Origin of the sequence: Bradyrhizobium prioriisuperbiae (assembly GCF_032397745.1) — a bacterium.
Classification (GTDB): Bacteria; Pseudomonadota; Alphaproteobacteria; order Rhizobiales; family Xanthobacteraceae; genus Bradyrhizobium_A; species Bradyrhizobium_A prioriisuperbiae.
Genome location: NZ_CP135921.1, coordinates 6,818,032 through 6,830,205, shown reverse-complemented (window position 1 = coordinate 6,830,205; position 12,174 = coordinate 6,818,032). Strand labels below are relative to the sequence as shown.

General features: G+C 64.2%; 10 protein-coding genes. 2 read left to right on the top strand and 8 right to left on the bottom strand.

Annotated elements, in window-relative coordinates:
- Window position 1: 1 nt before the first annotated feature.
- A complete protein-coding gene (hydA, locus tag RS897_RS32225) occupies window positions 2-1,471 on the bottom strand; it encodes a dihydropyrimidinase (protein WP_315832721.1) in 1,470 nt (489 codons plus the stop codon).
- Window positions 1,472-1,608: 137 nt separating this feature from the next.
- Here hydA and RS897_RS32220 point away from each other — a divergent pair, with 137 nt between their 5' ends.
- Window positions 1,609-2,271 carry an aspartate/glutamate racemase family protein gene (locus RS897_RS32220; protein WP_315832720.1) on the top strand — a complete coding sequence of 221 codons (663 nt, stop codon included), beginning with the start codon at window positions 1,609-1,611 and terminating at the stop codon, window positions 2,269-2,271.
- A 7-nt stretch (window positions 2,272-2,278) separates the two neighbouring features.
- On the opposite strand, the gene RS897_RS32215 is transcribed toward RS897_RS32220, so the two are convergent.
- The 7 genes from RS897_RS32215 to RS897_RS32185 form a co-directional block, all read right to left on the bottom strand.
- The gene (locus RS897_RS32215; RefSeq protein WP_315832719.1) at window positions 2,279-2,947 is read right to left on the bottom strand and encodes a flavin reductase family protein; all 669 of its coding nucleotides are present in this window, start codon (window positions 2,945-2,947) and stop codon (window positions 2,279-2,281) included.
- Between the two features lie 47 nt (window positions 2,948-2,994).
- Window positions 2,995-3,927, bottom strand: coding sequence for an N-carbamoyl-D-amino-acid hydrolase (locus tag RS897_RS32210; RefSeq protein ID WP_315832718.1), 933 nt, complete (start codon window positions 3,925-3,927; stop codon window positions 2,995-2,997).
- A 352-nt stretch (window positions 3,928-4,279) separates the two neighbouring features.
- On the bottom strand, window positions 4,280-5,968 hold the full coding sequence (locus tag RS897_RS32205) for an ATP-binding cassette domain-containing protein (protein ID WP_315832717.1): 1,689 nt from the start codon (window positions 5,966-5,968) through the stop codon (window positions 4,280-4,282).
- Window positions 5,965-6,813 (bottom strand): ABC transporter permease, encoded by an 849-nt coding sequence (locus tag RS897_RS32200; RefSeq protein ID WP_315832716.1) that lies wholly within the window; start codon window positions 6,811-6,813, stop codon window positions 5,965-5,967. Before RS897_RS32200 ends, RS897_RS32205 begins: the two co-directional genes overlap by 4 nt.
- Window positions 6,810-7,838 carry an ABC transporter permease gene (locus RS897_RS32195; protein WP_315832715.1) on the bottom strand — a complete coding sequence of 343 codons (1,029 nt, stop codon included), beginning with the start codon at window positions 7,836-7,838 and terminating at the stop codon, window positions 6,810-6,812. Before RS897_RS32195 ends, RS897_RS32200 begins: the two co-directional genes overlap by 4 nt.
- Window positions 7,839-7,847: 9 nt before the next feature.
- Window positions 7,848-9,464 carry an ABC transporter substrate-binding protein gene (locus RS897_RS32190; RefSeq protein WP_315832714.1) on the bottom strand — a complete coding sequence of 539 codons (1,617 nt, stop codon included), beginning with the start codon at window positions 9,462-9,464 and terminating at the stop codon, window positions 7,848-7,850.
- Window positions 9,465-9,581: 117 nt separating this feature from the next.
- Window positions 9,582-11,012: an NAD(P)-binding domain-containing protein gene (locus tag RS897_RS32185; RefSeq protein ID WP_315832713.1), complete on the bottom strand. Its 1,431-nt coding sequence runs from the start codon at window positions 11,010-11,012 to the stop codon at window positions 9,582-9,584.
- A 231-nt stretch (window positions 11,013-11,243) separates the two neighbouring features.
- Here RS897_RS32185 and RS897_RS32180 point away from each other — a divergent pair, with 231 nt between their 5' ends.
- Window positions 11,244-12,170: a LysR family transcriptional regulator gene (locus tag RS897_RS32180; RefSeq protein ID WP_315832712.1), complete on the top strand. Its 927-nt coding sequence runs from the start codon at window positions 11,244-11,246 to the stop codon at window positions 12,168-12,170.
- Window positions 12,171-12,174: the final 4 nt, after the last annotated feature.

The window sequence follows — 12,174 nt, the reverse complement described above, 5'->3', positions numbered from 1 at the left end:
TTTACAGCAACCGCGCGCCGAAATTCTGCTCCGGATCCATGTCCGCAACGAGACGTCCGGTCGGCTTCGCCGCCTCGCCACCAGTGCGTGGAAGGAAGCGGCCGGAGCCGGCGTCGACCGAGCGCTTGCCGTCAGCGACGATGACACGTCCGCGGGACAGCACGCTGACCGGCCAGCCGCGCAAGGTGCGGCCGGCGAATGGCGTGTAGCCGGTGAGGTCGTGCATCATGGCGTCGGTGAGGGTGACCTCGCGGTCCGGATCCCAGATCGCGAGGTCGGCATCGGCGCCGATGGCGATCGAGCCCTTGCGCGGATGCAGGTTGTAGATCTTCGCCGGCGCCGTCGCGGTCAGCTCGACGAATTTCTCCAGCCCGAGACGTCCCTTGGACACCATGGCGTCGAACAGCAGCGGCAGGCGCACTTCAAGTCCGGGCAGGCCGTTGGCGACCTGCTTGAAGTTGGGATTGGGACCGGCGCGCAGTTTGCCGGTCTCGTCAAAACGATATGGCGCGTGATCGGACGAAATGGTCTGCAGGTCGCCGAGCGCGAGCGCCTGCCACAGCGCCTCCTGGTCGGACGCGCGCCGTGGCGGCGGACTGCACATCCATTTCGCGCCCTCGGCGCCGGGCTTGTCGAGATCGTCGGCGGTGAGGAAGAGATATTGCGGGCAGGTTTCCGCGAACACCTTGAGGCCCTGTCCGCGCGCGTCGCGGATCACTTTGGCGCCCTCCGCGGTCGAGACATGGTAGATCATGATCGGCTGGTCGATCAGCGCGGCCATGCCGATCAGACGGTTGAACGCCTCGGACTCCGAAACCCGCGCGTGGCTGACGGCGTGATATTTCGGATGGGTGTAGCCGCGTTCCAAAAGCCGCTTCACCATCCAGGCGATGATGCCGTGGTTCTCGGCATGGGCGCAGAGCAGGGCGCCGTTTTCGCGCGCCGCCAGCAGGATGTCGAGCAGCGGCTCGTCGTCGATCTTGAGGCGGTCGTAGGTCATGAAGATCTTGATCGAACCATGGCCCTGCTTGATCAGCGCGGGCAGGTCGTTCTGCAGCGTCTCCCTGGTCGGATCGGCAATGATCATGTGGAAGGCGTAATCGATCACCGCGCCCTTCTCCGCCAGCTTGTGATAGTCGGCGAGCACCTGCGGCAGCTGCATGCCGACGTGCTGGGCCGCGAACGAAATCACCGTGGTGGTGCCGCCGAACGCGGCCGAAACCGTGGCGCTCTCGAAGGTGTCGGCGTTCATGATGCCGGCGGCCGAGAGCTGCTCGATGTGGCAGTGGCTGTCGACACCGCCGGGAAGCACCAGCTTGCCGCGGGCGTCGATCTCGCGCTTGCCGGCAGGCAAATCGCGGCCGATGGCGGCGATGGTCTCGCCGGTGATGGCGACGTCGGCGGCGAACACGTCGGTCGTGGTCGCGACGCGGCCGCCGCGGATGACGAGATCATAGACTGGTTCGGTCATTGCAGGACTCATGGCAGGGCTCCGTGATGTTGTCTTCCATCCCGCATCGGAGACGGGCTAGAGTAAGCGCAACGCGAGAAGAGATATGGCACAGCCGTTGCGTTTCTTCCGCAGTCGTCAATCCGAGGAAAGACCACATGTCCCGGCCGCGCATTCTTGTCATCAACCCCAATTCCAACAGCATCGTGACCAAGGGGCTGGAGGAGGCGCTGAAACCGCTCGATTTCGCCGGCGGGCCGGAGATCGTGTGCACGAACCTCGCGGACGGCCCCTACGGCATCGAAAGCCAGGCCGATGTCGACGGCGTGACGATGCCGCTGCGCTGGCTGGTGGAAAGCGACAACAGTTCCGCCGCCTTCGTGATTGCCTGCTACAGCGATCCCGGCTTGCACGTCTGTCGCGAAGGAACCGACCGTCCTGTGTTCGGCATCGCCGAATCCGGCGTGCTGACGGCGCTGGCGCGTGCGGAAAGTTTCGGCGTCATCGCCATCGCCCAGCGCTCGATCCGTCGGCACATGCGTTATCTGCGCCAGATGGGATTGATGGAGCGCATGGTCGGCGAACGTCCCCTGAACATGAGCGTGGCGGAAACCGCGTCGGGCGAGGGCACGCTCGCCAGGATGATCGACATCGGCCGCGCGCTGAAGGACGAGGACGGCGCCGGCGCCATCGTGATGGGCTGCGCCGGCATGGCGCGGCATCGCCAGCCGCTGGAACAGGCGCTGGGCATTCCCGTGATCGATCCGACCCAGGCCGCCGTCACCATGGCACTCGGCACGGTGCAGTTCGCAGCTCATTGATCGCAGCTCATGGAGCCTCGTCCGGCGCTTTGCCGCCGGCGGCTCCATTGCTGCGCGCCAGCCACTGCGCGTGGCTTTCGCGGGTCAGCGCAAAGATATCGCGCTGGGTGGCGTAAAGATTGCCGAACAGCCGGCCGATCGGCCGGTACGCTTCGATGTCGACATACATCTTGGCCGTGTCGAGCAAGCTTTCGCGGGCATGCAGGCGCAGCACTTCGCCGACCAGCAGTTCGCGCCCGGGACCGAAGGCCAGCGACACGTGGCGCCGGCATTCGAGCGCAAACGGGGCCGCGGCGAGGCGGGGCACCTTGATGTCAACCGACGGCAGCGTCGCAAGCCCGGTCGCTGCGACCTCGCTGTCGCCTGAGGGAAAATCGACCGCGCAATCGTTCATCGCCGCAGCCAGCGCCTCGTCCACCATGTGAATGACGAATTCGCCGTCGCGATGGATGTTGCGCGTGGTGTCCTTGGGGCTCTCGTTGGCCTTGTGCTGCAGTCCCAGCACGACCAGCGGCGGATCCTCGGAGAACACGTTGAAGAAGCTGAACGGCGCGGCGTTGACGGCGCCGTTGTCATCCAGCGTGGTGACCAATGCGATCGGCCGCGGCACCACGACGCCACAAAGCAGCTTGTAGCGGTCGCGCGGATCGAGATCACGGAACGAAAGGCCGGACATCAGCTCACATCTCCAACTCGGATATCCAGATCAAGCCTTTATCCAGATCAAGCTTCGGGCGGCGGCACTGCGCCGGTGCGGCTGGCGATCAGGCCATAGTGTTCAATGCGGCGATGCCGGGCAAAGTCGAAAATGGTGGTCTTGCCGAACACGGTGGCATCGAGGTCGCAGGGATGCACCAGCAGTTCGTCGTCCTCGGTTTTGGCCTCGGCGACGATCTCGCCATTGGGATCGACAATCAGGCTGCCGCCGATCAGCGGATGGCCATCCTCGTCGCCGGCCTTGGCCACGGCGACGACCCAGGTTGAATTCTGATAGGCGCCCGCCTGCACCGACAGCCTGTTATGGAACAGCCGCTTCTCCGGGCCTTCCGTGCTCTTCTCCGCGTTGACCGACGGCGTGTTGTAGCCCAGCAGCACCATTTCGACGCCCTGCAGGCCCATCACGCGATAGGTCTCGGGCCAGCGCCGGTCGTTGCAGATCGCCATGCCGAAGATGCCGCCCAGCGTCCGCCAAACGTTGAAACCGAAGTCGCCGGGCTCGAAATAGCGTTTTTCCAGATGCTGGTGGGAGCGCTCGGTGTCGTATTCGGAATGCCCCGGCAGATGCACCTTGCGATAGACGCCGACAATTTTAGCCGATTTGTCGGTCAGGATACTGGTGTTGAAATGATGCCCGTCGGGGGTCAGTTCGGCATAACCGAAGCTCATGGCCATCTGGTATTTGGCGGCGCGCTCGAACAGCGGCCGGGTAGCCGCATTCGGCATCTCGCGCTCAAACCAGGTGTCGACCTCGGCCTGATCTTCCATGTACCAGCGAGGGAAAAAGGTGGTCAGCGCGAGCTCCGGATAGACGATCAGATCGGCGCCTTTGGCCTTGGCCTGATCCATCAGATCGAGCATGCGCTTGACGACGGATTCACGGCTGTCGGCTTTCTGGATCGGACCCATCTGGGCGGCGGCAGTGGTGACGATGCGCATGGCGAACCTTCCAGTTTTCTAGCGGGAGACAGCGTGGCGGCGCCGGCTGGCAAGGCTGCAGGCGCACCGGTTTTGAAAGACGAATGAGTGTTGATTTCCAAGGCTTTGAGGCAGCATTCTCATCTGATCGCGCATTTCATTCTATATGGATATATTCCATAATATACCTTATGCGAATCGGGGCTCGGCTTGGGCGAGTGTCTGGCCGGTCTCGTTCAGATGCCCTCGACCTGTTCGGCTCTCGCCGCTGCTGCTGATGCCGCCCGATGAGTGCCACGGACGATCGCCGGGACCGTAACAGCGCCTGCGCGAAGCCGGCTATATCAAGATGTCCATCGCCCATAATCGACCGTTATAGAGCTGGCGCAGCGACGCGATCTGCATCAGCCGCCGGCATGGTTTCGATGTGCGGCACGGCGTCGACCAGTTCGCGCGTGTATGCGGTCTGCGGGTTGGCGAACAGCGCCCGGCTCTCACCCTGTTCCACGATGGCGCCGTTGCGCAGCACGATGGTCCGGTCGCACATCATGCGCACCACGTTGAGGTCGTGGCTGACGAACAGGAACGCCAGATTGTCCTCGCGGCGCAGGCGGTCCAGGAGCTGCAGCACCACGGCCTGGACGGAGACGTCGAGCGCGGCCGTCGGCTCGTCCAGCACCAGCAGGCGCGGCCGGCAGGCGATGGCGCGGGCGATACCGACGCGGGCCTTCTGGCCGCCGGAGAGCTGATGCGGGAAGCGGGGCAGAAGCTCCGCCTGGAGCCCTACCCTTAACGCGCATTCCTCGACCCGCTGCCGCAGGGCGTCGCCCGGGCGCATGCCGGCGAGCCGCAGCAAGGGATGGGCGATGCAATCGAACGCCGTGAAGCGCGGGTTGAGGCTTTCGTTGGGATCCTGAAAGACGATCTGGATGTCCTTGCGGAACGGCGAGCGATGGAAATCCCGCGCCGGCAGATGCCCGATGGACTGTCCGTCGAACACGATCTCGCCTTCGCTGGCATCGATCAGCCGGCAAATCATGCGCGAGGTCGTGGTCTTGCCGGAGCCGGATTCCCCGACCAGGCCAACGCTCTCACCGGCGCTCATGGTCATGGAGAAATCGGCCACTGCCGCCGCGCCCTGGTCATAGCGCTTGGCAAGCTTCTGCACGTGCAGCAAGGGCGGCGTGCCGGGCGGCGGCTGAGGCCTGGGTTGGGCCGGCTGAGCTGTAAACTGGGCCCTGTCGATCTCCGGCACCAAATCGGCGATGCGCGAGCTTGCCGTGGGCGAGGCCGCGACCAGCCGTTTGGTGTAGGCGTGTTTCGGGGCGTGGAACAGCGTGAGCGGCTCGGCCTCCTCCACCAGTCGGCCCTGCTCCATCACCACGATGCGCCGGCAGTAACGTGCCGCCAGACCGAGATCGTGGGTGATCAGGATGGTCGCCATGCCGCGCGCCGCGGCAATGGACGCGAGCAGGTCCATCACCACTTTCTGCGTGGTGACGTCGAGGCCCGTGGTCGGCTCGTCGGCGATCAGCAGCGCCGGATTACAGGAGATCGCAATCGCGATCATCACCCGCTGGCACATGCCGCCGGAGAGCTCGTGCGGATACGCGGTCATCCGTCGTTCGGGATCGCGAATCTGCACCGCGCGTAATAGATCCAGTGCCTCGGTGAGTGCCTTGTCACGCGGCATTCGCCGGTGGGCCAGGATCGCGTCGGCGATCTGCTCGCCGACGGCGCGGATCGGATTGAGCGCCGCGCGCGGATTCTGGAAGATCATCGCCATGGCGGCACCATGCAGACGGCGGATATCGCCGCCGGACATCGTGGTGATGTCCTGGCCGCGAAACAGGATGCGACCCGCGGCGATCCGGCCGGCGGCATCGAGCAATCGCGTGGTGGCGAAACCGGTGACCGACTTGCCCGAGCCGCTTTCGCCGACCAGGCCGAGCATTTCGCCCTCACCGACCGACAGCGTGACACCGCGGACCGCCTCGACCAGGCCGCGCCGGGTCGAGAACGTCACATGCAGATTGTCGATATGGAGCAACGGCTGGGTCATGTCCGCATACGGGGATCGAGAATGTCGCGGATGCCGTCGCCGAGCAGGTTGAAAAACAGCACCGCGAGCATCAATGCGAAACCTGGAAACGCGACCAGCCACCAGCGGCCGGTGGAAATGAAGCGGGCGCCCTCCGCCACCATGATGCCCCACTCCGGTGTCGGCGGCTTGACGCCGAGCCCGATGAAGGAAAGCCCGGCTGCATTGAGGATGGCCCAGCCGAGATTGAGCGACATCTGCACCGCCATCGCCGGCAGGATGTTCGGCAGCAGGAAACGCAACACCACCGAGATGTGGCTGTCGCCGCAGGCGCGCGCCGCCTCCACCCAGCCGAGGTTGCGGCGGATGTTCACTTCGGCGCGGGCGAAGCGGATATAGAACGGCAGGTTGATGATGGCGGTGGCGATGATGATGTTCTCGACCCGGTTGCCGAGCGCAGCGACCATTGCCATGGCCAACACGAACAGCGGAAACGCCATCAGCACATCGACAAAACGGCCGACGCTACGATCCAGCCGCCCGCCGGCATAACCGCAGATCGAGCCGATGACGGCGCCGAGCACAAAGGAGACGCCGACCGCCGAGACGGCGATGGCAAGATCCAGCCGTGTCGCGACAATCAAACGGCTGAACACGTCGCGTCCCAGCTGGTCGGTGCCGGCGAGATGCGCCCAGCTCGGCGGCAGCAGCGCTTCCGGCACGTTCGAGGCGATCGGATCGTACGGCACGACCCAGGGCCCGAAGATCGCGATCAAGGTCAGGAGCAGCACGCCGGCTGCGGCAACGCCGGTCAGCGGATTGCCGCGCAGCACCCAGGCGGCATGGCGGAGTGTCGCGCTGGTCATGTGATGGTCACCCGCGGGTCGGCGATGCCGTAAAGCACATCGACCACAAGATTGACAATCACGAACACGCTGGCCATCAGCAGCACAAAGCCCTGCACGGGGGCGTAATCGGACGCGAGCAGCGCATCCAGTGCGTAGGACGCAACGCCCGGCCAGGAGAACACCTTCTCCACCAGCACATTGGCGCCCAGCATGGTGGAGAACACGATGCCGGCGATGGTGATGACCGGCAGGATGGCGTTCCGTAATGCATAAGTGACGACGGTGCTCCACCGCGACAAACCGACCGAGCGCGCGGTACGCACGAAATCGCTGCCGAGCGACACCAGCATCGAGGCGCGGGTGATGCGTGCCAGCGGCGCGATCACGAACAGCGCCATACTGATCGCCGGCAGGATCAACTGCCGGAAGGCGGCCCACCACCCTTCGAAATCGCCAACGAGCAAAAAGTCGATCAGCAGAAATCCGGTCTTCGACGGCGGCAGCGAAGCGAAGATATCGACCCGGCCAGTGGGATCGGGCGCCAGGCCGAGCAGATAATAGAAGACGTAGATCAGCAGCAGGCCCGAGACGAAGGTCGGCACGCAGACGCCGAGTGAACAGAAGAGACGTACGCCGTGGTCGATGATGGAGCCCGGTTTCAGTGCTGCGACCACGCCGAGCGGCACCGCCGATATCAGCGCAATCAGGAGCGCCGAGAGCGTGAGCTCGAGCGATGCCGGCAGACGTTCACGCAGGTCCTTGGTGACCTGCTGCCCGGTCATCATCGAGCGGCCGAGATTGCCGCGGCCGACATCGGAGAGATAGAGCAGCAGCTGATTGGGGATCGGCTTGTCGAGCCCCATCTGCTTGCGGATGAGTTCGATCTCCTCCTTGCCGGCATTCGGCCCGGAGGCAAAGAACACCGCCGGATCGCCCGGCAGCACCCGCATCAGGAGGAAGGTGAAGACCAGCACGCCGAACAGCGCCGGCAGGGACGACAGCAATCGCCTCCCTGCCCTGATGATGGTTGCGCCGAAGGCCATGCGTGTCGACTACTTGCGGCTGAGGTCGCGATAATCGACCTGGCGGTGGAACTGATAGGTGTAGCCCTGGATCGAGGACGCCATCACCGCATCCTGGGCGGGCTGCCACAGCATGACCTGCGGCATCTCGCTGAAGTGGATGGCGTTGAGTTTCTTGCCGTCCTCTTCGTACTTCGCCTTGTCGGATTCGAAGCGCGCCTCCTGGGCGACAGCCGTCAGCTCCGCATTGTCGATCGAGCTGTAGTTCCAGCGTTGGTTGCCGGTGTAGAAGTTGCGGTAGAAGTAGTCGGTCGAGGGCAGCCACGCGACGATGCCCTCGGTAAAGAACGGCAATTTCTTCTCGTTGATCTGGGTCGACATCTGCGCATCCGGCAGTTTCTGGATATCGACCTTGATGCCGATCTTGTCGAGGGATTCCTTCACCAGCGCCGCCATCGGTTCAGCCGTCGAGGCCTGGCCGACATTGAAGCTGAAGGTGGTGGAGAAGCCCTCCGGGAGGCCCGCGGCCTTCAGATATTCCCTTGCCTTGTCGAGATCGAGTTTCACCGGCTGCGGGATCGGATAGGCGCCGCTCGGCGGCTTGCCGTCCGCCCAGGTGGCGCCGAACAGCGGCGCGCCGCGGCCGAACAGCGCCGCCTTGAACATCGCATCGTAAGGCAGCGCATAAGCAATGGCGCGGCGGACATTGACGTTGTCGAACGGTGGGATGCGATTGTTCATCGAGACGAAGGTCACGGAGTTGTACTGCGGTGTCGAGATTACCCGCAGCGTGCCCTTGGCCTCCAGTGCCTGGACGTCGCTCGCCTGCAGGTCGACGACGATATCGGCGTCGCCCCGCTCGACCAGATTGGCACGGGTCGACGGCTCCGGCACCGACTGGATAATGACGCGCTTGAAGAACGCGGCCTTGTCCGTGGTCCCGCGGTTCCACGCCTCGTTGCGCTTCATGATCACCTGCTCGCCCGGCTTGAACGTTTCGATGACATAAGCGCCGCTGCCGGCGGTATGCTCCTTCAGCCAGGCCGTCGCCCAGGGATCCTCCGCGGTGGCATTCGCCTTGGCCACCTTGGAATTGATGATGATCGGATAGACCGTGGCGAGATTGGGCAACGCCAGTTTATCGGGCTTCGGCAGCGTGATTTCGATGGTCAGGGGATCGATCACCTTGAACTGGTCGGCGCTGGTCAACGAGCCGGTGAGAAGCTGCGCCTTGCCGAGCACCGGTGCGGTGACGGCGCGATCGAGTGACCATTTGACGTCGTCGGCAGTTACCGGCGTGCCGTCCTGGAATTTTGCGTCCTTGCGCAGGCGCAGCGTGATCTTCAATCCGTCCGGGCTGATGTCGTAGGACTCTGCGAGCTCGCCGGTGATGGTGTCGAGATCGAACACCCATTTGCCGTTGAGCTGTTTCCGACCAAACGACACCAGACGGTCATAGGTGCTGAGGCTGACTGCGAACGCCTCGCGGGTTGATCCCGGAATGTTCGGATCGAGTGTGTTGACGGAAGCGCCGGTGATGTAGCGCAATGTCTCGGCGCGGCTTTGCGCGTGTGACGGCGTGGCCGCAACCGACACCACCAGAGCAGCAGCGATCCACAACAGACGTTTGGACTGTATGAAGCTCATTTTCTTTTTCCCATCTTGCCCTGTTTTGTGTTCCCGTGAACTGCTGCACTCAAAGCAAGGGATGTGCCAAGCGACGCGCTTGATCAAAACGATGTGCTGATCGCATCGTCGCGCGGATCATGGCTCTCGCCTCGCCGCACTCTTTGCAACCACCGCCTGCGGCACGTCATAGTCCTTGAACGACGTCCAATACGTTTCGATGTCGGCGCGAAACAGGCCACGCGTCAGGCCATGCACGAGTTTCGGCACGGCCGTGGTCATTGCATTGATCGACGAGCCGGACGGACCGAAGCTCATGGTAGAGGCGATGGCGAAAATGTGAATATCGCCGATCCAGGGTGTTGCGCCGGTATTGCGCTCCATGAGTGCATAGTCGTCGCCGAGATAAGGATAGCGGCCGAGGCGCGGACTGCGCTCGTCCTCCGGCGGCCGATAACGATCGGCCCAGGTCGCGATATTGCCGGCGCAATGGCGCAACTCCGGCCGGCCGGCGAAGTCCATGTCGATGCCGGTTCCGCAGATCACGAAATCTGCCGTGAACGTTCCATGCGGCGTCTGCAACTTGACACCATCGCTGGTTTCGCGGGCGGCTTCGATCGGGGCGCCTTCGTGCAGATGGAAATTGGCGTGGCGCGCGCAACGATCATAGGTCGCCTGCGGAAAACCTTCGCGCATTTCCAGAATGGCGCGCATGAAGCGCCAGCGCCAGGCATCGTCGAGATCGCAGAAGTGGCGCAGGAAGCCGCGAAAAGTCAGCCAGCGATAGGGCTGGATCACCTGGATGTCGGCCCTGCGGCAGAACAGATGCACGTCCGCTGCGCCGGCTTCCAGTGCAGTTGCCGCATTGTCGAACGCCGAGGCACCGGCGCCGATCACCGCGACCTGTTTGCCGCGCAGGCGCGCGAAATCGATCGGCTGTGCCGGATGAACGCAGAGCGATGACGGCAGATGGCGCAGCGGTTCGGGAATGGTCCACTCCCCCAAACCTTCCTGCCCGGTCGCCAGCACCACCTTGCGTGTGTAAAGCGTCTCAGTGCGGCCTTCGTTCTGCAGCGTGACGGCGAGCAGCCCGTCCGCCGCGGGTGTGATCTCCGAGACCTCGCAGCCGTTGCGCACCGGCAGTTCCAGCACACGACGGAACCAGCGCAGGTATTCGGCCCAGAGGTCGCGCGGGATCAGGTCGAGCTGCTGCCAGTGATCCCGGCCGAAACGAGCCTCGTGCCAGGATTGATAGGTGAGACTCGGCGTATCGAGATCGGGGCCGGTGTAGGATTTCGGACTGCGCAGCGTCGGCATGCGGGCGTAGCTGAGCCAGGGCCCCTCCTGTCCCTCCGTGGCCTTGTCGAGCACAAGGATGTTGGTCACACGGGACCGCAGCAGGCCGAAGGCCGTGGCGAGTCCCCCTTGGCCGGCGCCAACGATGAGGACGTCCAGCGCCGCTTTGCCATCGACCCCGGTTCTGGCCTGGAGCCAGGTGGCGTCGGGATGCGCCGTCTTGGTAAGATCGGCGCGCACCTGGGCTTCAAGGGCGATGAGGGCGCTGCTCATGCGGCCGGCTGGTCCCGATCGACGCAACGGGCGTGAAGAGTTGTAGCGACATCACTCAAATCTTGATCACCCATTCTGTCCCACCTGACGGCTCTCGATCCCGGCAAGACTAGCAGCCGGTGCTCAAAGCCAAATATATCTATATGTCTACTGCCTATAATGGCATGTTATGCCTTTGCAGAGGCTGGTAATCGTTGCACAAGCCGCTAAATCACATGAAGAAAACTATCTATGCAGCTGAATTTGCGTCAGATTGAGGTGTTTCGCGCCATCATGATCACAGGCTCGATCAGCGGCGCGGCAAGGCTGCTGTCGGTGTCCCAGCCGGCGATCAGCCGTCTGCTTGCCTATACCGAAGACAGGCTCAAGCTGCAGCTGTTCGAGCGGGTGCGCGGCCGGGTGCAGCCGACGCCGGAGGCGCGGCGGCTGTTCGCCGAAGTCGACCAGGTGCACCGCGGCGTCCTGCGCATCAACGACCTCGCCGAAGAGCTGCGCGAGCGCGGCACCGGCTCCGTGCGCATCGTGGCCAGCCCGAGCGTCGGACATGCCATGGTGCCCGACGCCATCGCCAGGCTGCGCCAGCGTTTCCCGGACCTGCGGGTGGAGTTCGAGACGCTGACTCTGCTGGAGATCATCGCCAGGGTCACCGGCGCACGTGCCGATCTCGGCATCTCGGTGCTGCCGGTCGACGAGCCGACCATCGTGTCGGAGGTCCTCGCGGAGGGACGGCTGATGGTGATCATGCCGCCGGATCATGCGCTGACGCGGTTGAGCACGGTCCGGCCGGCCGACCTGACGCCCTACCCGCTGATCGGATTTGGCGCGCAAACCCCCTACGGCAATATCGTGATGCGCGCTCTGGCGACCGGGACCGAGCCGGTCCGGGTCAGCACCATCGTGCGGTTCGCGCCGGCGGCCTGCGCCATGGTCAGGGCCGGCGCGGGCATTGCCGTGGTCGACGAGTTCGTGCTGCGCGGGCACCCCTGGCCCGAAATCACCGCACGGCCGCTGTCGTCAAAGACACGGGTGCATGCTCATCTGCTGACGCCGCGCTTCGAACCGCTGTCACGCACGGCGCGCGCGTTCGTGGATACGCTGCGCGGCATGGTGCCCCCGCTCCCGGACGCCGCCACGGCGACGCGCGCCACGGGGGCGTAAAACC

Bases quoted from the DNA above. Each gene is read 5' to 3' on its own strand.
- hydA (WP_315832721.1), bottom strand. From the start codon at position 1,471: ATGACCGAACCAGTCTATGATCTCGTCATCCGCGGCGGCCGCGTCGCG.
- RS897_RS32220 (WP_315832720.1), top strand. From the start codon at position 1,609: ATGTCCCGGCCGCGCATTCTTGTCATCAACCCCAATTCCAACAGCATC.
- RS897_RS32215 (WP_315832719.1), bottom strand. From the start codon at position 2,947: ATGTCCGGCCTTTCGTTCCGTGATCTCGATCCGCGCGACCGCTACAAG.
- RS897_RS32210 (WP_315832718.1), bottom strand. From the start codon at position 3,927: ATGCGCATCGTCACCACTGCCGCCGCCCAGATGGGTCCGATCCAGAAA.
- RS897_RS32205 (WP_315832717.1), bottom strand. From the start codon at position 5,968: ATGACCCAGCCGTTGCTCCATATCGACAATCTGCATGTGACGTTCTCG.
- RS897_RS32200 (WP_315832716.1), bottom strand. From the start codon at position 6,813: ATGACCAGCGCGACACTCCGCCATGCCGCCTGGGTGCTGCGCGGCAAT.
- RS897_RS32195 (WP_315832715.1), bottom strand. From the start codon at position 7,838: ATGGCCTTCGGCGCAACCATCATCAGGGCAGGGAGGCGATTGCTGTCG.
- RS897_RS32190 (WP_315832714.1), bottom strand. From the start codon at position 9,464: ATGAGCTTCATACAGTCCAAACGTCTGTTGTGGATCGCTGCTGCTCTG.
- RS897_RS32185 (WP_315832713.1), bottom strand. From the start codon at position 11,012: ATGAGCAGCGCCCTCATCGCCCTTGAAGCCCAGGTGCGCGCCGATCTT.
- RS897_RS32180 (WP_315832712.1), top strand. From the start codon at position 11,244: ATGCAGCTGAATTTGCGTCAGATTGAGGTGTTTCGCGCCATCATGATC.